The 21,736-nt window shown below is 46.1% G+C and carries 16 protein-coding genes; 10 read left to right on the top strand and 6 right to left on the bottom strand.

Annotated elements, in window-relative coordinates; translation table 11 throughout:
• Positions 1–85: 85 nt before the first annotated feature.
• Positions 86–1,606 (bottom strand): cyclic nucleotide-binding domain-containing protein, encoded by a 1,521-nt coding sequence (locus PN466_RS16445; RefSeq protein ID WP_271941095.1) that lies wholly within the window; start codon positions 1,604–1,606, stop codon positions 86–88.
• A 411-nt stretch (positions 1,607–2,017) separates the two neighbouring features.
• Entirely contained in the window at positions 2,018–4,654 is a 2,637-nt protein-coding gene (locus PN466_RS16440; RefSeq protein WP_271941092.1) for a CHAT domain-containing tetratricopeptide repeat protein, read from the bottom strand.
• A 96-nt stretch (positions 4,655–4,750) separates the two neighbouring features.
• Here PN466_RS16440 and PN466_RS16435 point away from each other — a divergent pair, with 96 nt between their 5' ends.
• On the top strand, positions 4,751–5,482 hold the full coding sequence (locus tag PN466_RS16435) for a hypothetical protein (RefSeq protein WP_271941090.1): 732 nt from the start codon (positions 4,751–4,753) through the stop codon (positions 5,480–5,482).
• Positions 5,483–5,556: 74 nt separating this feature from the next.
• On the opposite strand, the gene PN466_RS16430 is transcribed toward PN466_RS16435, so the two are convergent.
• On the bottom strand, positions 5,557–6,756 hold the full coding sequence (locus PN466_RS16430; protein ID WP_271941087.1) for a Coenzyme F420 hydrogenase/dehydrogenase, beta subunit C-terminal domain: 1,200 nt from the start codon (positions 6,754–6,756) through the stop codon (positions 5,557–5,559).
• 219 nt (positions 6,757–6,975) lie between these two features.
• Positions 6,976–7,962, bottom strand: a complete 987-nt coding sequence (gene arsS / locus PN466_RS16425; protein ID WP_271941082.1) for an arsenosugar biosynthesis radical SAM (seleno)protein ArsS — start codon at positions 7,960–7,962, stop codon at positions 6,976–6,978.
• 228 nt (positions 7,963–8,190) lie between these two features.
• On the opposite strand from arsS, the gene PN466_RS16420 reads away from it, so the two are divergent.
• The 7 genes from PN466_RS16420 (at position 8,191) to PN466_RS16390 (ending at position 12,718) form a co-directional block, all read left to right on the top strand.
• Entirely contained in the window at positions 8,191–8,694 is a 504-nt protein-coding gene (locus PN466_RS16420) for an NfeD family protein (protein ID WP_271941079.1), read from the top strand.
• Between the two features lie 41 nt (positions 8,695–8,735).
• On the top strand, positions 8,736–9,341 hold the full coding sequence (locus PN466_RS16415; RefSeq protein ID WP_271941077.1) for an SPFH domain-containing protein: 606 nt from the start codon (positions 8,736–8,738) through the stop codon (positions 9,339–9,341).
• Between the two features lie 68 nt (positions 9,342–9,409).
• Positions 9,410–9,934: a hypothetical protein gene (locus PN466_RS16410; protein ID WP_271941074.1), complete on the top strand. Its 525-nt coding sequence runs from the start codon at positions 9,410–9,412 to the stop codon at positions 9,932–9,934.
• A 14-nt stretch (positions 9,935–9,948) separates the two neighbouring features.
• Entirely contained in the window at positions 9,949–10,728 is a 780-nt protein-coding gene (locus tag PN466_RS16405; protein ID WP_271941071.1) for a photosystem II S4 domain protein, read from the top strand.
• A 23-nt stretch (positions 10,729–10,751) separates the two neighbouring features.
• Positions 10,752–11,318 (top strand): Uma2 family endonuclease, encoded by a 567-nt coding sequence (locus PN466_RS16400; protein WP_271941068.1) that lies wholly within the window; start codon positions 10,752–10,754, stop codon positions 11,316–11,318.
• 31 nt (positions 11,319–11,349) lie between these two features.
• The gene (locus tag PN466_RS16395; protein ID WP_271941065.1) at positions 11,350–11,904 is read left to right on the top strand and encodes a Uma2 family endonuclease; all 555 of its coding nucleotides are present in this window, start codon (positions 11,350–11,352) and stop codon (positions 11,902–11,904) included.
• Between the two features lie 208 nt (positions 11,905–12,112).
• Positions 12,113–12,718 carry a hypothetical protein gene (locus tag PN466_RS16390; RefSeq protein WP_271941063.1) on the top strand — a complete coding sequence of 202 codons (606 nt, stop codon included), beginning with the start codon at positions 12,113–12,115 and terminating at the stop codon, positions 12,716–12,718.
• An 84-nt stretch (positions 12,719–12,802) separates the two neighbouring features.
• Here the strand turns inward: PN466_RS16390 and PN466_RS16385 are convergent, their stop codons facing one another.
• Both PN466_RS16385 and PN466_RS16380 read right to left on the bottom strand, forming a co-directional pair.
• Positions 12,803–14,320 carry an MBOAT family O-acyltransferase gene (locus PN466_RS16385; RefSeq protein ID WP_271941061.1) on the bottom strand — a complete coding sequence of 506 codons (1,518 nt, stop codon included), beginning with the start codon at positions 14,318–14,320 and terminating at the stop codon, positions 12,803–12,805.
• 60 nt (positions 14,321–14,380) lie between these two features.
• Positions 14,381–17,530 carry a hypothetical protein gene (locus PN466_RS16380; RefSeq protein WP_271941059.1) on the bottom strand — a complete coding sequence of 1,050 codons (3,150 nt, stop codon included), beginning with the start codon at positions 17,528–17,530 and terminating at the stop codon, positions 14,381–14,383.
• 351 nt (positions 17,531–17,881) lie between these two features.
• Between PN466_RS16380 and PN466_RS16375 the strand changes: the two genes are divergently transcribed.
• Together PN466_RS16375 and ppc are read left to right on the top strand one after the other, a co-directional pair.
• Positions 17,882–18,124 carry a hypothetical protein gene (locus PN466_RS16375; protein WP_271941056.1) on the top strand — a complete coding sequence of 81 codons (243 nt, stop codon included), beginning with the start codon at positions 17,882–17,884 and terminating at the stop codon, positions 18,122–18,124.
• 290 nt (positions 18,125–18,414) lie between these two features.
• Positions 18,415–21,513, top strand: a complete 3,099-nt coding sequence (gene ppc, locus PN466_RS16370; protein WP_271941054.1) for a phosphoenolpyruvate carboxylase — start codon at positions 18,415–18,417, stop codon at positions 21,511–21,513.
• Positions 21,514–21,736 lie beyond the last annotated feature (223 nt).

The following is a 21,736-nucleotide window of genomic DNA, read 5'->3' as shown; positions in this document are numbered from 1 at the left end:
TAGCCAGAATAGCTCACTTGCTAGATTGAGTCTGTTGCCCACTCCCCCCACTCCTCTATTGCCCACCACAGCGCCAAGTACTGTATCAAACACCAAACAAATTCTTGAGTCGTTTTCTCACCCAAACCACCGGATTTTTATCATCTTCTGAAGCATCTACTAGCCCCAATTCACGCAACTGCTTTTGGCGTTCAGACAGTTCGTCTTGGTGTTTGGCAAATTCTTGGACAATGACTTCGGAAAGTTCTGGGTGTTCGCGCAACAAATTTTCAAAGCCCTTATGATTAATGGCAAATAAAATGGTCTCTTCAACGGCACGAACCGAAGCAGTACGAGGAATGCCTAACATTAAAGAGAGTTCACCAAAAAAACTGCCTGTCCTCAAATTAGTTAAATGCTTATTGATTTTTTCTACATAAACCTCAACTGTACCGGCTAAGACAATATAAAAACTATCACCGGCATCGCCCTCTCGAAAAAGCACTTCAGATTCCCTTAAACGCCTGCGACAGCCGACTTCAATGAGTTGCCTTAATTCCAGTTCGGTAAAATTCTTAAAGTAGGTAACTTGGGGAAGTAAATCCCGGAGTGCCAGCGGCTTAGAGTCTTGAATTTCTGGCTTTTGATTAGCTGCTAAAAATTCCTGAACTTCTGATTTTCTGCGTCCGACTGGATAGAGGACTTCTGGATTTCTCAGCCATAAATCTTGCTGAGGAAAGGGAATGGTAATATTGTATTGTCTTAAGTGATATTCGATTAAAAAATTCAGGGAACTGGTGATATGAGGTTCTAAATCAATACGGGAGACCCAAACCCAGAGTTCAAAATCTAAAGAACTGGCTCCAAAACCAATAAAAATGACCTTGGGTGGAGGTTCTGAGCTAACCGAAGGCTCCATATATGCAGCTTTGAGTAGGGCTTCAGTTACCAGAACTGGATCGCTGCCATATTCCACACCAACAGGAATGTGAATCCGGTTTGTGGGGGATTCATAATCCCAATTGAGAATCATATTTTCCACCAGATGGCTATTCGGAACAATCACCGAACCGCCACGCCGGGTGCGAATTAAAGTAGAGCGCAGGGAAATTTCTTTGACATAGCCATCCATGCCATCAAATTGGACAAAATCGCCGATGCGCAGTTTGCGTTCAACCAATAGGGTAAGTCCACTGGTAAAGTTTTTCGTAATACTTTGCAGACCTAAACCAATACCAACGCCTAAACCACCAGCGAGTACGGTTAAAGAAGCAATATCAAAGCCATTGGTTTGTAAAATAACTAGAAAACCAATGGTGGAAAAGCTGTAACCAACAATAGTGGCGATCGCCTGGCGGTTTCCTTCATCAATTTTGAGCTTTTGGAGCAGACGATATTTGAGGAAGTTTTTGAGTAGTCTGGCAAAGACGAGGACAATAACTAAGGAAAAGAGAATATTGATAATGGCAATAATGGTGATCTTTTCATTACCAATGGTGAGAATGGAGGTATTTGAAATATGATCGATCAGGTTAACTATCGTTTGCCAAAGTCTGGCGATCGTGCTACTCATGTCGGCCCAGTATGAGGTGTATATTACCGATACATCGGGCATCGCGCTGGTCATTGGTAATCAGAGGTGAAAAATCTCTGAGGAAAGAAGTTTCAGTGTTTGGCGATCGCCGAAATTGACTCCGATATCAGCGCGTATTGCTATGTATCGACATTCGTTATGTTCTATCATATTTCTGGGGTTACGGGGCTTATACAGCGCTTTGCGCTGGGGAATAGGGAATAGGGAAAAGGGAATAGGGTTGTGGTGCATGGAGAGAGAGGATTCAAGCTTGTGTTTTATAACGCAAGCACAGTGCTGTATTCCTCTTCTGTCACTCTGGGAAATTCTGACATTTTATGTCCGTGAAGCGAAAATTTCTGTCATTACAGCCCGAGATCGCGAAGCGATGCGGAGCATTATCACCAACGAAAGAATCAGGATTTCATTCCCCTTTTTTGAAAATTGACCGAAGAGGGTTGTAGATCAATTGGGAAGTAATACTGAAAGTTGCCATTCTCCCTGAAGTGTAAATGCTGCCCAGAAATAGGGAAGTTTGTATGGTTCACTATTCCAAAGTTCGAGTTGGGCAGCTCGGAGGGCAGCCGCTGGCGAATGTTTTTTTTGCAGCATATTTTGATACAAATTGATCATTAATTGGGCGGTAGCACGGTCATCAACTTGCCACAGACTAACAATTGTCCGGGCTGCACCAGCATAGAGAAAGCCTCTGGTGAGTCCAATTAATCCTTCACCGCGAATGGCTTTTCCAAGTCCAGTTTCGCAGGCACTGAGAACCACAAGTTCAGCACGAAGATTGAGGTTATAGATATCGTGGAGACGGAGAAAGCCGTTGATGGCTTCTCCTTGGGGGTTGAGCAGGGACAGAACTAAGCCAGAGAGTTCGGGCGTAATGCTGTTGAGCAGTCCGTGGGTAGCAAAGTGGAGGATACGATATTGGCTGATGTCGGGACTTGTCGCGATCGCCTTGGACGCTTGGAAGCCAAAACCTTGGATGGTTTGTCCTTTGGGCAATAGGGCGAGAATTTCTTCGGCTTCTTGTTGGGTAAAGGGGAGGCGATCGAAGATCAGTCCCGCTTCTCTAGCCGATCGCTCTAATTCCGGTGGTAAAAAATTTTCTGGTGGTTGAATGTCAGGATTAAGACGGTTGTCTTGGGGACTAAACACCGGATCGGCGAGGATTGCCAGAGTCTTGGGAGCGGCTTGGCGTTGGGCAATATCCTGCCTCAGTTGGCCGAGACTAGAAGCACTGGGGAGGGTGATCAGTTCATAATCAACAATCAGGGGGGTATAGGTATTCACGGAAGCAGGAGCGGCGATCGCTGCCCAGGGAATGTATTGTAAGCCCCCATCACTGATAATGGCTAACCGTTCCCCTTCCAGATGGTCAGCGATCGGGTCTAAAATCATCGTACTCAGGATATGAGCTGCCCCTTCTGCCCGTCTTCGGCGAATTCTCAGCCTGGGGGAAATCACGGCTTCTCGGAACGCTTGGGCGGCTTTTTCGATCGTATCTCTACTGGGCAGTTCGGCGCTATGCAAGCCATCAGAAGTCACTACCCACACATAACTGCGCTCTTTTCCCAGAGAATAGGTCACTAGAGTGGTGTCCCGATCCACAACTTGCTGTTGGATCTGAGTCACACTCAGGGGTTGGGGTTGGGTGAGGTTAGCATAGTTCGGACTGGTAGCGCGGATACGAGCCTGAACATCCCGGTAGGTCAGTAGCAAATCTTCAATTTCTCGATCGAGTTCGGCCGCTCGATCGGCTTGATAGTTATCTCGCAAAAGCCTAAGTTTGCGCTCTTCTAGGGCAGCTAGTTGCTGACTGAGGGTTTGTTCTTGTTGGACTAGATCCGGATTTACACCCGTGCGGATGTCAACTTTAGCTTCTGTGAGGAGGTCTAGGAGCGATCGCCCACTGGCTCGTTCTTTAGCTTCTAGGGCCTGAGTATCATAACCGCGATCGGGGGTATTACGGTGACGCTCCATGAGCAGATCGATATAAAACTCATAATAGTCCTGCTTACTGGCGAAAAACGTACTTCTGAGGTCTTGCACACTGACACGGGTTCTGAGATCCTCAATCAGAGTAAGAGCACTTTCTATAGTGGTTTGGGCGAGTTCAAGCTTCCCTTGTTGGCGCTGCGCTTGGGCGATGGAATAGAGGGTAAGCGCTTCTTTGGGGCGATCTCCCACCTGTCGCCGTAAGTCTAGAGCCTGATTATAGTAGGTTAGGGCTAACTCTAAATTTCCCTGTTGGGCATAAACATAGCCCAGATTATTCAGGGTACTCGCTTTTCCGGCGCGATCGCCCAATTTTTCCCATAACGGCAAAGCATTCACATAAGTCGCTAAAGCATTATCGGGTTTATCCAGCTTCCCATACACAAAGCCAATATTATTCAACGTACTCGCCTGTCCCTGGCGATCCTCCTCATCTTCCCACAGTTTCAGGGCATCTTGATAATGAACCAAGGCTTGGGAATACCGCTCCAAGTCACTATAGCTGCCACCTATATTATTTAACGTAGCGGCGATCGATTTTTGGTTACCCAGATCCTTCACTAACTCCAAAGCACGGTTATAGGTGGTAAGCGCCTGGTTATAGTCCCCCAACTCCGTATACACTACGCCCAAATTATTTAAAGTTGCCGCTTCTCCCGTTCTAAAATTGACACTGCGCCACACTCCCAACGCCTGATTATACAAATCCAACGCCTCTTGGTAGTTAGATAGCTTCGTATGCACCTGTGCCAAAGACAACAGGACGCTGGCTTCCGTTTGGGGATGACTAGCCGTTCTCGGTAAAAGCTGGTTATAAAGGGAAAATGCTTGGTCAAATTCCCCCAACTCGCGATAGGCTAACCCCATCCAATTGAGGATGATGATTTCCTGGGCCGTATTTTCAGTCTCTTGCGAAACCTTGAGTGCCACTTCCCAAGACTTTAGCGCCTCCCGCAGTCCTTTAGCTGTTCCTTGGCTATAGTGTTTCATTCCCTCTCGGAATATCTCCATTGCCTCTGGGGAACTTTCCACTCCCCAGGCTAGGGGTTCTGCATGAGGCACGTGAGAAGCAAACAGAGTAGGGACGAAAACCATTTCGCCCCCAACCCCCCAAACTATCCCGACGATGGCACTAACGATCCTCAGCCTAAAATGGGTTGGGGCTAAATGAAAAAAACTCATAATTTTACTATGAACTCTATCTCCAGAATTTCCCGTATTGTTCTCAGCAGTCTACTCGCGAGTGGAGCAATGCTCTATTCTCCCCTCTCGACTTTAGCCCAAATTAACCAAGCCGAAGTGAACGAAATTTTAGACAGCGAAGAAGTGTTCATCGAAGAAAACCCCGCTAAAGTCGAAGATCAAGCGGATTTTGGTCAAGCGGTGATCACCCAAGAAGCTAGAGCTGGTTTAGAGTTTAATAATGGAGCTGTTGGTCGTTTGGGCAGCAATTCTTCGGTTACCGTCGGTCAATGTGTGGAAGTTAAAAACGGTCAACTTCTGGTCAGCGGTCCTGTCGATGGCTGTATTGCCGGTTTTTTAGTCAATGTCCAAGGAACGCTCTACCTCCTAGAAGTTGATGCTGAAAATAATGGCAATATCAAGGTTTTAGAAGGAACAGTGTTGGTAACTCCCCAAGGTGCTTTGGAAGCCGCTGAACCTATAATTTTAAGCGCTGGTCAAAAGTTGCCCGTCGTAGGCAATGTTTTAGGCCAAATCCAAGACATTACCCCGGAGGAATTTGCCCAAATTGTTGCAGGGGAACTGTTTCAGGGCTTTACTGTGCCGGTGACGGTAGAAGGGGCTTTGCGATCGATTTGCCTACAATTATTTGGAGATTTAGGCTTTACCTGTACGGCTCAAGGTATTCCAGTTCCTGCACCTCCCGTTTCTGTTCCGAGTGTCCCAGGATTACCATTCTGATCATTAATTATTGAGTGAGAAACAAATCATTGGCCACTAACCCAATCCTCCCACCCTCAAAGAACGAGAACGTACTAATCTTCCGGCAACTGATACTGACCGACTATTTTCTTGGCAAACTCTGGCACGTGCTGCTCTAATTTTTCGGGATAGTTGCGTTTCATATACAGATAGTTGCGGGTAAAGTGGGAATCGATGGAAAAGCGGGCGTATTCTAACCCTTTGGGGCCGATTTTTTCGATGACTACGCCCATTAACTTGGCAGCCCACATGGGCAGGGTAACGCCTTGATCGTAGGCGGGAATGCTTTGTTGCACGGCTTGACGGCGATCGCCTTTTGACATCACTGGCTGCGTCTCGATTTGCTCCATGGCCAGATCCAGCATTTCCTGACCTGTATCATTGCGAACTACAATCCACTGCCAACCAAAGGGTGCGCCCATATAGCCCACAACCAAATCGGCAAGGGAGTTCACATAGTCAAAGCAGGTCATACAGGAGGGGGCGAACACATCCTTAAGTTGATTTGTCTTCAGTCCGAAAAAGGGTACGGTTTCCGTAGAGCCATCCTCGTGTTTGAAATGTACCCGAAAATCCTGCATAAACTCATAGTGAACGACGGTTTCTGGCGATCGGCTGGTGGTTTCCAAAAACTTTTGCAACCCAGCACGAGTCACATTATCCACACAAGGGGTTCCCAACACATAAAGTTTCTCTAGCCCTAATTCCTTCTCAACCGCTCGCAGGGCTTGAATTTGACAGCCCACGCCGATCGCCAACAAACGCTTCATCCTCGACTGTTCCACCTGCTCCAAAATCGACAAATTCGGTGAAAGCGTCGGCTTATTCACCCGTGCCGCGAGAATTTCCTCTGGAGTACGGGCAATCACGGGCATCGGTTGAAATCGATCCTCCGGGGTGTTTTGGACGCATACAACCCCTTCTACCTTGCCCTGAGTCAACATTTCAATGGCGATCGCACTCACAATTCCTGTCCATTGCGCCCCCTCAATGGGTTCTAGTTTCCGAGCTGCCATCATCTGCTGGTGAGTGCCAAAATAGAGTTCATTTTCATTCTCCAAATCACGCGCTCTACCATGACTTTCCGTTTCCAGTCCCGGAATTTGCTGATTAATAAAGGCGCAGGCTTCCTTAACGTAGTGAATATAGTAAGTATCGCACAGCCCACATTGACTACAGAGTTCTTTCGCCGGAGGCACGCTACCGGGTTTGAGGGCTTTAGCTTTATGGTGCTTGGGAGCAGTCGAAGTCATGAGGGCAACACGCGATCGCAAGAGGACAACTTCTTATTACCATACCGCTACGGAGAGCCTTTACGCTAGAGGATGGGGAGATGGAGAGATTGAGAGGTCCTGTTAAATGCTCTCTTAGAAACAGAGATCGCAGATATTTAAGCTACCCGTAAAGAGCAAAATCTGGTTTTTCCTATTCCCTATTCCCTATTCCCTAGCGCGAAGCGCCATACCACCTCGTTAAACCAAAGAACCCCCACAACTTGAACCCGCTCCTGCTGTACAACCGTAACAATAGGAAGCGGTTCTCACCTGTTGAATTACATCTAAAGTTCCCCAGTCTAACAGTTGGGCTACGGTTAAGGTTTCTCCGGTGGCAGTCCGTGCGGGAATACCTTCCATTTGATTAAAATCACAATCGTAAATTTGCCCTAAATAATCCACCGATAATTCTGGTTTGCACATCAGACTAGAGATAGTCTGAGGATTAAAATTATCTTCCAAGAAATTCAGATACGGTTCATAGATATTTCTCCTTTGAAGATGAACCTTGGTACGCCCAATGGGTAAGTTCGTAATCGTCAGTAAGGAATTAAACTCGATCCGAAAATGTTCCTGTAAATACTGTTTATAGGCACTCTCTAGGTTCTGTTGATCCGGCGTTAAAGAAAACTTCTCTGAATTCGGAATTGCCGGATTATAAACCAAATCTAGAATGAGATGTGGATCTCGACCATAACCGAGTTGATTTAACTGTTGTAGAGCGCGAATTGAATCTTGATAAACTCCATTTCCACGCATTTTATCCACATTATCTTCCAGATAACAGGGTAAAGAGGCAACTACACGCACCTGATGATCTACGAAGTATTGGGGTAAATCTTGATAACCTTCGACAAAAAAGATGGTTAAATTCGAGCGCACAATCACTTCTTTACCCGCTTTTCTCGCTGCTTCGACCAGGGAGCGAAAGCCATAATTCAGTTCTGGCGCTCCTCCCGTGAGATCGACCGTTTTAATCTGGGGAAATCTTTCAATCAGTTCAATCAGTTGATTGCAGATTTTTGGAGTGAGTTCTTCCGTGCGTTTAGGCCCTGCTTCGACGTGGCAATGGGTACAGGCAAGGTTGCAGCGTTTACCTAAATTAATTTGTAATACCGTAATTTTCTCTTTGGTGAGGGGAGCCTGAAGTTTACGCTCAAAGGGGGTAACGTTAGTCTGAAGCATGGGCAAAAGGGAATAGGGAATAGGGAATAGGGAATGGGAAATAGGCTATACCATTTGTGTCTTAACTGTTTTATCCCTTAGATACTCTATCCTATTTGAAGATATCGTGCCACGCACAGGTGAGGAGTCAATGGAGATAGGCGGGGCAGGAATCATGAAGTTTTGTAACGAATTGCCGTATCTTGGGGCGATCGCCTGATAACTCCCTAACCACAAGGGGAGGTCAACATGCTAACCATTCAAATTCTATTAGCGACTCAAACCGTTTCCCCACTCCATCCTGCCATCATTTGGGTCGTTGTTGGAGTGATTCTTGGATCGAGCGAACTGTTATTACCCAAAACAGTGCCTAAAGCCTTTAAATTTATGCCCTTAATTATGGGAATCTGCGCCTTGATTGTCGCCTTTCTTCTCTGGCGCAGCAATGTCTTTTACCGCATTCCCCATAGCTTACAAATTCTCTATTGGATGTCTCTATCTGGTGCTTGCACCTTATGGATCAGACCCCTATTTAGACAGAAAAAAACATCGAGTTTATTTGAAACGACTGAAGCGATTACCCTCACGGAAATTCCGGCTGGAGAAATGGGTCGAGTACGCTTTGAAGGCAATTCTTGGTCTGCCTCTTGTGAAAACCGTCGCCAAGCCATTCCTGTCCACACGAAAGTCTATGTTCTCCGTCGAGAAGGCAACACTTTAATTGTTGTCCCCAATCACCTTTTGGATGCTTAAGTCTATTGCTTGTCCCGTCAACTTTGTTTAGGAATTTAATCATGATTGAAGTTTTCTTATATCAATGGTTCTTGTTCTTGTTCTTTGCTTTAAGTGGAACCTCTATCGCCGCGAGTCTGAAAGTAGTCAAACAGGGCGATCAAGCCTTGGTTGAACACTTGGGTAAATATAATGGCAAAAAACTAGAACCTGGACTGACATTCTTGGTTCCTGTTTTTGAACAAGTTGCTTATAAAGAAACCCTGCGCGAACAACCTTTAGACACGAAGCCTTTGGTCTGCTTGACCAGCGATCGTATTAGCGTCACCCTCGATATGGTGGTCTATTGGCAAATTCTCGATCTGGAAAAATCCTGCTATAAAGTCCAGAATTTGCGTCAAGCGATAATCGATCTAATCGAGATCAACATTCGCACTGAACTGGCAACTATTGAATTGAACGATCTGTTTACAGTACGAAATGAACTCAATGAAACTCTGGTGCAAAAATTAGATGTGGCGACAGAACCTTGGGGAGTTAAAATCACCAGAGTACAACTGCGACAATTCCAAATTGGAGATCAGTTACGTCATCAAGCACTCAAACCGATACCGGTGAACAACGCATCAGTTAACCCTTCCCTTCAGTCCACATATAGCAATTCGTAATCCTCTTAGAAGCTGGGTTTGTTGAAGCAACCCGGCTTCTGAATCCCACATCAAATTTGGTGAACATCATGGTTATGTTAGAAAACACAGCAACTGAACTCAAATTTCGCTACCATCCATACAAACTTTGGATGATGATTCTGGGGCTAATCTTTGGATTTCCGGTTTTTATGGCACTTGCCAGTTTTATGGCTTCCTGGATACTCTATATTTGGGCACTTCCCCTCTTCTATTTGACGATGATGATTGCCGGAGTGAGTCTGTTATTAACCAACGGCAAAACACAAGTCTACGACTTTAGTAAAACCCGCGATCGCCTGACGATTGTTTCTAAAGGAATTTTGGGAACGGAGATCCAGGAATATTCCTTAGCTGAGATCTGGGATATTCAATTGGAACCCCTGGGTTGGTCCGCAAGATCTGCCCAAAGATACCAAATTATGTTAATCTTAAATAATGGGCAATCGTTTCCCTTAAATTTGGGAATTCAGCCCAATTCCCAGGAACAAATGCAAACAGTTAACCAAATTCACCAGTTTCTGGGTCTGAATCTGGGAACCTGGCGCAAACCGCTCCCGAACTTAAAATATTAAACTCAATTCCCGTTATGCTACCTAAAGCCGATTTGCTCAAAGGCGTTGAAAATCGAGAAGAAATGGCCCAAATTTTGGATCGGGCAGAACGAGCGATCAAAACTTGGGAAGTGATCACCACGGACTTTTTATCGCCTGCGATTTTAGCCGAATGCGAAACGGTGTTTAAGGGATTGACGGAAGTTCATTTAGTGGCTTGGGGAGGATATCCGCAAGCAGAACGCAAACGGTTAGGTATTGCACGGGAAGAAGTGCCCCTAGAGCCAGAAAATGTGGAGATTGCGGTATTGGAAATTGCGGGTAATTTTCTGTTTGACACGGCGACTCATCGGGACTTTTTAGGGTCGATGTTGGGTACGGGAATTGTGCGGGAAAAAACGGGTGATGCGATCGTTTTGGGAGAGCGGGGAGCGCAAGTTATTGTGGTTCCGGAATTGGTGGAATTTCTAGAGATGAATTTAACTCAGGTGCGCTCGGTTCCGGTGAAAACCCAAGCGATTGATATTGGGGAGTTAAAAGTGAGAGAACCGAAGCGCCAAGAGATGACGACGGTGGAAGCTTCGATGCGTTTGGATGCGATCGCCTCGGCTGGGTTTCGTGTCTCCCGTAGTAAAATGGTGCAGATGATTGAAACGAAGGATGTGCGGGTGAACTGGAAAGAGGTTACCCAAGCCAGTCATACGGTAAAACCGGGAGATTTAATCGCCATTCGCGGCAAAGGACGCTTGGAAGTCAAGGATGTAGCAATGACGAAAAAAGAGCGCTATCGGGTGCAGATGGTTCGATGGGTTTAGGGTTAGAAGCAGAGGAGGAAGCGATGTCACTGTTGCTGAAGCGGTTATTTACAGTCGAAGAGTACCATAAGATGGGTACGGCTGGGATTCTGTCTGCGGGCGATCGCACAGAACTAATTCGAGGAGAAATTGTTCAAATGTCACCAATGGGTCCAGTTCATGCAGCTTACGTGGATCGCCTCAATAGAATATTGAATAGACTATTGCTTTCCCAATTCGGTGAACAGGCATGGGTAAGAGTCCAAAGTCCGATACTGTTAGATAATACCTCTGAACCCGAACCGGATCTATGCCTGCTGCGTCCCCGTGATGATTTTTATGAGGAAGGACATCCGCAACCGGAGGATATATTTTTACTGGTAGAAGTGGCGGATTCAACGCTTCGAGGGGATAAACAAATCAAAATTCCCCTTTATGCACAAGCGCAAATACCGGAAGTTTGGCTCGTTAATATTCCCGAACGGTGTTTAGAAGTGTATCGACAACCCACCCCAGAAGGTTATCAGCAAGTGCAACGGTTGGAAGCAGGAGAAATTGCGGTTCAGTTGTTGCCAGATATCCGGTTTAGAATTGAGGAAATCTTTAGATAATCTACACCTCATATAGGTTTAGGAGGAAGCGATGTCACTGTTACTGAAGCGGTTATTTACAGTCGAAGAGTACCATATGATGGGTATGGCTGGGATTCTGTCTGCGGGCGATCGCACGGAATTAATTCGAGGAGAAATTATCAAAATGTCACCTATTGGCCCAATTCATTCCTTTTACGTGGATCGCCTAACTGAATTATTCCTATCGAAATTATGGGGAAGAGTCAGGTTGAGAGGACAAAATCCGGTACAGTTAGATGATACCTCTGAACCTCAACCCGATTTATGCCTGTTGCATCGCCGTCCTGGTTTGTATCGGGATGGACATCCGCAACCGGAGGATATATTTTTACTGGTAGAAGTGGCGGATTCAACGCTTCGAGGGGATAAACAAATCAAAATTCCCCTTTATGCACAAGCGCAAATACCGGAAGTTTGGCTCGTTAATATTCCCGAACAGTGTTTAGAAGTGTATCGACAACCCACCCCGGAAGGTTATCAGCAAGTGCAACGGTTAGAAGCAGGAGAAATTGCGCTTCAATCGTTTCCAGATACTTCGTTTACAGTGGAAGAAATACTCGGATAATCCACACCCGATAGAAGTTTATAGCGCTACGCGCTAGGGAATAGGGAATAGGGAATAGGTGATGGTAGCTAGGTTTCACTCTTGAACCATGTCCTCACGAACTCTTTCTCTGCTATAGAAGCAAATTATATCCGGCTATCATACAACCCGAGTACAATATTATATCAACACTTAATATATTTGGTGTGATTTTTCAGGATTTTGAGCGATGACAATAATCAAAAAGAAGTTACTTATCCAAGAGACTATTGCTGAAGAGGTTGAAGTAGAATGGTGGGTTGAACCTCATCTTTCATTACATATTATAGTTGGTTACCCTAATCTGAATGAATCTTTTGGGAAGTTATATTGGAGATTAGACGATCCAGCAGGTAAAAATATTATCAACTTTGATATAAACCGTTATAGCGGTCTAATTGAAATGATTGAACTTATCGTCTACAATGGAACTTTGGAAAGAAAAAATGAAAATCATAAAACTCACTCCATTTCCACGAGGATTGGGGCTGTCAAAATAGATACTAATATTTGGACAAAAGAATATAAAGATGTCCACCCAATGGCTGAACTGTTACCATTTCCCAGAGCTGAAAAGTTTGTTGACTTTCCAGGAAAACCCCAGATTCAAGTAGGATCAGAAGAGCTTCGTATTGAACTCTTTAATGAACCGATCTGTCATCAGATATTGATGTCAGAAGATCTGGCATTAGAACTGAACAGTTCTGATGAAGTTTGTGCTGTCAATTTAATGGGTTTCACTGGAAAGTATAGGAAATTATTTTTAGAAGGATATAAAAAGAGATTAGGTAAGTAGATCTAGAGCTTTTCAAAAAGATAAGCGATTGCACTGTCGTTTTAGAATAATGAATCCGATCGCTAAAATCAACTTAAACGCTGTTTAGAAATCAAAATAAATATAGGGTAGTGCCCCTTGGGGAGCGAGTAACCACACCAAATATAAACTGACAGGAATTAAGACTAACTTGATGGGCCAATTGAGCTGTAAATTCAAGCGTCGCTGCAATAAAAAGAGAAGCGTCATAAGGCTGACTAGAGCGCATAATATCCAGGTGAATTGTAGGCGATCGATACCCAGAGTATCGAGATAAATTTTCTGGGTAAATTGGGGGTCAGCCTGTTTGCCAAATAAATGAGAAATGGCAAACCAAGAGTCTTTTAAGTTGGGGAGACGGAAAAATATCCAGGCAGTAAATACCATGAATTGGGTTATTACCCAAGCCAATAGTGTGCCCAGTAAACTTTGCCAAAATGCTTTTAAGGCATGACTTTGCTTGGATAAACTATCCATTAAACGATGGATAACTAAGGCTAATCCATGATAAACACCCCAAACAATAAAGCCCCAAGCTGCACCATGCCAAATTCCAGCAATAAACATGACAATCAGCAGATTGAAACACGTTCTGAATAATCCTAAACGGGAGCCTCCCAAAGGAAAATAAAGATAGTTTCTCAGCCAATTTCCTAGGGTCATGTGCCAACGTCGCCAGAAGTCGGCAATGCTGGTCGTAAAATAGGGGTCTTCAAAGTTTTCTGGTAAAGTTAAGCCGAGTAGAATGGCACTGCCTCGCACAATATCGACATAGCCACTAAAATCTAAAAAGAGTTGGAGTCCATAGGCAAGGGTGGCTAACCATAAATCCCAACTTCCGGCGCGGACGAGGTGGGTAAAACTGAGGTCTACAATCATGCCCAAACGGTCAGCAACCAGGGCTTTTTTCGTGGCTCCTAATGCAATTAGCCATAACCCTTCTGTGAACATTTCGATAGATGGAAATTGAGGCGTTCTCAGTTGGGTGGTGAGTTGCTGATACAGGGTAATGGGGCCGGAAATTAGCTTGGGAAAAAAGAGTTTATACGCAGCAAATTTGGTAAAACTTTTAGCAGCAGGTGCCCCACGATAGACATCAACTAAATAGGCGATCGCCTCAAAACAGAAGAAACTCAGCCCCAGGGGTGCGATCACATTGTCGCTCACCCAGTCGGCAGAAGCCGTAGCAGTGGGGATTTGCCAGATCTGGCCGACGGAACCGAGGACAAAGGGAATGTACTTAAAGCCGAATAACAGAAAGACATTTAAGATGATTCCAACGACGAGAATAAAAAAGCGCCGCTGATTCCAACCCGCTTGGGCGAACTGCCATTCTTGGTTAGATAACTGCCAATCTTGACCGTGGGAACCTTGGACGGAATCGGGAACTAGGACTTTGGCTAAACTGTAATTAACCCAAGTCATGGCTAAAAGTAGGGGCAGATATTGGGGTTGCCAAGAGGCGTAAAAGATTAATGAGGCGATCGCCAGTAACAAAAACCGCGTTTTCCCGGATTGACTTGACCAATAGAGGATGCAGACGCTGAATAAAAATACACCATAGAGAAGGGACGTGAAGCTCATCGGTTATATAGCGCTTCGCGCTAGGCAATAGGGAAATGGGTGTAGAATCATTTTTAGTTATTAATTTTTAATTTTTAATTGTTTCGTCCAGTCAATATCAGGAGTTTGGGCGAGTTCCGTGGAGATCGCCTCAGCACCATAACGATTCAGATGACTGGGATCGGAAAAATAACCGTATTCTCCCCCCAACCAGAGCAAGATCCAATCCTGAACCTGTAAACCCAAGGCTTGTTGGGTGCGAAGATAGTCCTGAAACTGGGATTCAAAGGCTGTGCGGGCTGGATCTAAATACACATCTGTTAAGGGCATATTGACGAACATCAAACTCACGCCCATGTCTTGGGTATAAGCCATCGTATTTCTAAGAGCTTCATCCTGTTCGCCTTCTAAACTAAAGAACTCATAATCGCGATCGTAAGCCCCAGAGACTTGAGGATGATTCTCATAGTAGGTATTGGGATCGAACTCAATTTTGAAAGGCAGAAACCCATCCGGATTAAGAATTGCCGGTTGTAGCATTTCCGGGTCTTCTACCCGGGTCAGATGTGAGCTATCTTCCGGTAAAATCTGAGAAAGGGTTGTCTGAATTTGGTTATGGAGGCGATCGCGCTGGGCATACACCGCAGACAACGACCCCAAACCGGCTTCTAGCCAATCATTCGCTTGTTCGTAGCTCTGGGTAATAGAAAAGCGCTCTAACCCCGGCTCGTTATCCTCAGAGGTCTGAGGTGATGAATTTCCAGACCAAGGTGTACCATACTCCGGCCGGTTTAGGGTTTGCGCTTGCAACTGCTGATAGCCTTCAGAAGCAGCGATCGCCTCATAGGTTAGATCCTCCCGTCCGCTATTAAATGCCCTGGTACCATCGGCCCAAATAATCACTTTCGGCAACTGTTCGGGAGTCAACAATTCCCGAATCACCCAATCCACCACCTTAGCGGTTGCCCCATTGATACCAAAATTATAAATACTCACATCCGTATAGCCTCGATCGGCCAAATCCTCTCGCAGTTGCTGCGGATCGATCCCTCGTAGGGCACGGGATGAGCCAATAATCATCACATCGGGTGCACCGGATTCTAACATCAAGGCATGATATCGCCCCAAATGCTCATCAATCAGTTGATTATTAAACGTGGGATAGGGAGACGGGGGACTTAAACAGGAACTATCTGCACACTCCTCTGATGTCGCCTCCTGATTCCCCAACACACTCTCATCACTGGCATTGGCTGGATCTGTACCTAAATTCAAATAGCCTGGGGCGATCGCCGCACTGGAGAGATTTGGAGTCGCTAATTGGGTTAATTTATACCCCAATAACCAATCAATTTCCAACGTTAGCAATAGTCCCAGAGCTGACCAAACCAGGGCAATCATCAGTTGAGGAGTCAGGCGATCCCTCCAACTCGGATTCGCTTGGGGAGTTGGCAGTGGGGAATAGGGAGTGGGGGAATAGGGGGAAAGCGTACCTTCAATGGGGGCAGGTTGGGCATCAGGAGCCAAAAGTCCACTTCTGACTAACGCTTGTTGACAGCGTTGTACTAAGGAGATTTTCGGACGCTTCTTCGGGGCAATCGAAGGTTGAGGGGGAGAAGCTGGAGCTGTCTGCTGGGGTGAAGCGGATCGATCCTCCGTTTCCTGGGCAGCTACTGAAGAAGGGTGAGGATCTGAATTCACCGAGGAGGGAGAATCTTCCCAGCGATGGGGAGCGCGATCGAGGGCAATTAGATCGCCTACATAGGCACTACTGGCGGCGAATTCTGGGGGCGCTTCCGGAACCAAGCGTTTTCTGGACTTAAAGTCAACCCCATAGTTCCAACGGGGCAGTTTTTGACCCGCTCTACGTCCATAAACCCGCACGCCAGCAATCCCCGGAATTTTCAGTTGACGCAAGAATTTCGCCACTAGGGGAGCGACTTGCCGTTGATTGGGGCAAACCGGAGCATCACTCATCACATGCAAGAGGTCTTGCTTGAGCAGAATTTGAATCCGAATTCCTCCAGTGCTGAGTTGTTGCTCAATTTCCGGGTTGAGCAGTCGATTCAGCAGAAATTGTAGGGCGACTTGATAACCCTTTTGGGCTAATTCTAGGGTGGAGGGATGCAAATCCTGGTCACTTTTGGCGGGCAGATCCAGCCAATCTACCCAAGCCGGGGTCGATTTATTATTCAGGTGACCATAGATTGTGGCGGCATGAATACCTTGGGGAGCGATCGCCTTGAGTAAACTTTGAATCTTTTGGATGACCAGGTCTTGCTGGGGAATTATTGTCCCCCGACAAAATAGGTGTAGGGTCGATTCTTTGAGAATAGCGGAGATATGTAGTTGGGTTTCTGGGGCTAAAATTTGGTCAATCAGGCGATTAATTGCAGGGACATCTCCCCATCGTGCCCATTGACGGAGCATCACCGAGCGGGGAGTCAGATCGACCAGCAACACCCAATCTGGGGAAGGTTCGCCATGAACTTGACAGGCGATCGCCGCATCCCGAAATCCGGATAGCTCTAATTCCCGCAATTGCCCGGCAATTTTCGGCCCCAGTAAGCTGGAATCGGGACTATAGTTGCTATAGATACCCACATGGAGCCGTTTAAAGGGAGTATCCAGTTGATTGTAGCGCTTCAGGGTTTTCACCTTAACCTTGACTCCAATCCCCAGAGGACTGAGGCTTTCACTGAGGTAACGGGCGATCGCATGGGGATTACCCTCAGCCGCTAAATTACGATTCGAGACCACCATCCCCATTCCAGAGCTAGTCTCAATGGGGTCAGCAACCGCTGCCGCCGCTACTGAACGTCCGTTTTCTGGTGTTGGGGTAGGCCGTTCTCCTCGGGGGGGAGGGGCGTTTTCTGGCGGGCGATCGCCATAATCGCTCGGATTGGGAACAGAGGCGATCTCCAGCTTATTCAAATCAATTTGTTTCGTCCACTCTGGATAATTCGGCCCACTCACCCGACCATAAATCCAGATTTGGTAAATTGGCGGTTGATCCTCTGGCAGTAAACGATCTAGGGAAATCTCGGATAGTCCTTCAATTAAACTTGATTCCACCCAATCTTGCGAAGGAGAATGGGGAGCGCTTTCACAAAGAATATGGAGAATATTACCCCGTACTCGGACTTTCACTTTTCCCACCTCTGGCCCAATCCGATCTTGGGCCCATTGGGATAAACTTGTCCAAGTCCCGATTGTGTGAGTAGAATTCATGGGCGGCATAGGGAAGATGACATCAAGGGGGAGTGGGAAGCGTTATAGCGTTGAACGCTAGGGAGTAGGGAATAGGCACTCTAGCAATAGGCAACAGATTATGGGAGCTAGGTTTCAGGATTCAAACCTGTCCTAACGGCTTTAGCGGTTGCTATCAAACCAGTCTCCATGCATGGTATTACACAATGGGATGGAATAGGGGATTATGCTTTGATAAAGCCACTTTTTCAGGATAGACTGAGCGAATTGGATGCCATTGGAACGGCATGAGTTGGGCGATCAAACCCCATAATCCAATTCATGGGATTGGGCTTGCTCCCTAGACACTTTATATCGCTTTACAAAAAAAATATGCAACCTTCTAACTCCCTTGAATCTGATCGAGAGTCTTCCCCTACCGTTTCTAGTGGAGGGATCTCTATCCTCTTAAGTTTATCGACCCTACCTGTGGTCGTTGGCCTCTTAGCCTTAAAGAATGTGAGTCAATTCTGGCAGCAAGTTGGTCGAGACTCAGAAGAGATTTTTCGCGGCGATCGCCTACCCTTACTCACTGAGCCTCCGCATACCTCATCCGAATCGAATCGAGAAACCTAGAAATCTAAACCACTCTTGTCGGGAAAACTGTTCATTATGGACAGTTTGTTCTCCATCTCCCCTTGACAATCAAAAGCAGACCAACCGCCCGCGAAATATTGAGACCTCTTGCATCAGTGGGCAGAAAACGAAATAGTAATGCAGTAATCATAAGATTCTTCTATGACTATTGTCTCTTGCCTGACTTCTGCAAGAAGTCGATTGATCGATTCACCGATCAATCATCACTCCCGTCAAAGCAACCTTCACCCCCTAGAATGGTTGAGTATCACTAGCTGGATCAGAATTCGATGAGTTCAACACTTCACCCCTCAAACCCTAGCTTGAGTAACCTATCCGCTAATAGTTCGCCCTCCTCCTCCAATGAAGTCGTGGCGACTCTAACCTCTGAGTTGCTGTTGCGTCAGCGTCTGAAATTAGTCGAACAGTTGTGGGAGTCGGTACTCCAACAAGAATGTGGCAGTGAGCTAATCACCTTAATCAGGGAAATGCGTACCCTCTGCTCCCCAGAAGGTCAAGCCCCTAATGTGGTCAACACCCAAACCCAAGCCTTAATTGAAAACTTAGATTTGAACGCCTCCATCCGGGCAACTCGGGCGTTTGCCCTCTATTTCCAACTTATTAATATCGTTGAACAGCATTATGAGCAAAGGGGCCAACAACAGCAATATTGGGATTCCCCTACATCCGCTAACCCTTCTTTAGACTCAAGTGAACCAGAAGAACTTTCGCCTCCAGAACATTTTCAACCCAAACCTTGGAGTGGCAATCTCAGTAAAATCCGTCGTGACTTAGGTACATTTCATTCTCTATTTCCCAAACTAAAAGAACTGAATGTGCCCCCCGGACAGATTCAAACGTTGATTAATCAACTCGATGTGCGCTTAGTCTTTACCGCTCACCCAACGGAAATTGTTCGCCATACCATTCGGGATAAGCAACGGCGGATTGCGAAATTGCTGCAACAACTGGATCAATGGGAAGAAGGATTAGTGGCGACTAAGGGCAATTCTGCCTCTATTCCCTCGGCTGTAGCCAACAAAATTAATGAAAAAACGGAACAACTACGCCAAGAAATTCGCCTCTGGTGGCGTACCGATGAATTGCATCAATTTAAGCCTCGGGTCTTAGATGAAGTTGATTATACTCTCCACTACTTTGGGGAAGTTCTGTTTGATGCCATTCCCAAACTCTATCAGAGGTTTAAGCAGGCTCTCAAGGGCACATTCCCCAACTTAACTCCTCCTCAATATAAATTTTGTACCTTCGGGTCTTGGGTCGGATCGGATCGAGATGGCAACCCATCTGTCACCCCTTCAGTGACGTGGCAAACCGCTTGCTATCAACGAAACCTGGTGTTAGAAAAGTATATTACTTCGATTAAATACTTAACGGATATCCTGAGTCTATCCTTGCACTGGAGCGATGTGCTACCTGAGCTATTAGAATCGTTAGAGCAAGACCAGCAACAGCTTCCCGTAGTTTATGAGCAACTGTCAATTCGCTATCGTCAGGAACCCTATCGTCTAAAGTTGTCGTATATTCTAAAACGATTAGAAGAAACCCGCGATCGCAACTTGCAATCCGAAATTCAAGTCACCCATCGGCCCCTAATTGGCCAAGACGGTAGACCCAAGTTTCCCGAAAGTAACCTTACCACGCACAGTTATTCCTCGAGTGAAGACTTCCTGAAAGAACTGCAACTGATTCATCGCTCCCTAACCGAAACCGGTTTTTATTGTCGGGAACTTGAAGATCTCATTTGCCAAGTCGAAATTTACGGGTTTAAACTTGCCCATTTAGACATCCGTCAAGAAAGTTCTCGCCATAGCAGCGCCATTAACGAAATTATCCAATACTTGCGGATTCTACCCCAATCCTATGACGACCTGAGCGAAGAAGAACGGGTTGAATGGTTAGCGACAGAGCTGCAAACCTTGCGACCCTTGATTCCAGGAGAATTACCGTTTTCGGAAATAACCTGTGAAACCATCGAAACCCTACGCATGGTGCGTCAACTGCAACAGGAATTTGGCCGGGAAATCTGTCAAACTTACATCATCAGCATGAGCAATGATGTCAGCGATATTCTCGAAGTACTGCTGTTAGCCAAAGAAGCCGGACTTTATGATCCAGCCACTGGTGTGAGTACGATACAAGTAGTTCCCCTCTTTGAGACCGTCGAAGACCTCAAACGAGCGCCAATAGTGATGCAAGCACTGTTTGAATTACTCCCCTATCGAGCTTCCATTTCTGGTGGATATGAAGCCTTAAAAGAGCAAAAACCAGCATTACAAGAAATCATGCTTGGTTATTCCGATAGCAATAAAGATTCGGGTTTCTTAAGTAGTAACTGGGAAATTCATAAGGCCCAGAAAGCACTAGAGCAAGTCGGCACTCCATTTGGAGTAGAATTACGGATTTTCCATGGTCGCGGGGGTTCTGTCGGTCGAGGGGGCGGGCCAGCCTATGAAGCGATTTTAGCCCAACCGAGCCGTAGTATTAATGGACGGATTAAAATAACCGAACAGGGAGAGGTGTTAGCCTCTAAATATTCTTTACCGGAGTTGGCCCTGTATAACCTGGAAACGATTACCTCCGCAGTGGTGCAAGCGGGAGTCCTCGGCAGTGGGTTTGATGATATTGACCCCTGGAATGAGATTATGGAAGAATTGGCGATTAAGGCGCGATCGCACTATCGTTCTCTGATCTACGAACAACCCGATTTTCTCGACTTCTTCCACTACGCCACCCCCATCCAGGAAATTAGTCAACTGCAAATTAGCTCCCGTCCTGCTCGTCGTGGAGGTAAAAAGAAGGGTCTTTCGGGACTGCGAGCCATTCCTTGGGTGTTTAGCTGGACTCAGGCTCGGTATTTACTGCCGAGTTGGTATGGAGTAGGGACAGCTCTACAGGAATTTATCGATCAAGAACCCCAACAACATCTGAAACTGCTGCAATATTTCTATGCTAAGTGGCCGTTCTTCAAGATGGTGGTCTCGAAAGTAGAAATGACCCTTTCTAAGGTAGATTTGCATATTTCCAGGCACTACCTGGAAAAACTTTGTCCCCAGGAGGAGTTAGGGAGACTCGAACTGGTGTTTGACCAAATCAAAGAGGAGTTCTATCGCACTCGTGAAGTGATTCTAGCTATTACGAATCATGAGAGACTTTTGGATGGAGACCCCATGCTTCAGCGATCGGTTCAGTTACGCAATCGTACCATCATTCCATTAGGCATGTTACAAGTCTCCCTCTTAAGCCGCCTACGTCAACATAATACCGGTGGTTCATCGGGCGTGATTTCTCGCTATAGTAAGGGCGAATTACTGCGAGGCGCTCTACTCACCATTAACGGTATTGCTGCGGGAATGCGAAACACGGGTTGATTTCCCCCCTACGAGGAGAGAGGGTTTTCTCTCTCCTCCACTCTCAAGACGTTATGGCGCTTTGCGCTGTCGAGTCACTTAGAAAATATTGTTATTTCAGCCATTGAGAAAAGCAGAGATTTCCTAGAATCTGGAGCATTATAGCGTTTCTCTCTTCTATGAGGTACAGCTTTAAGCCTTAGAACCTAAGCCATACAAGCTATTGCAAAGCAAGCCTATTGCC

Source organism: Roseofilum reptotaenium CS-1145, assembly GCF_028330985.1.
GTDB lineage: Bacteria > Cyanobacteriota > Cyanobacteriia > Cyanobacteriales > Desertifilaceae > Roseofilum > Roseofilum reptotaenium.
Note: the sequence above shows the minus strand (reverse complement) of the source record. Positions and strands in the feature narration are given on the sequence as shown.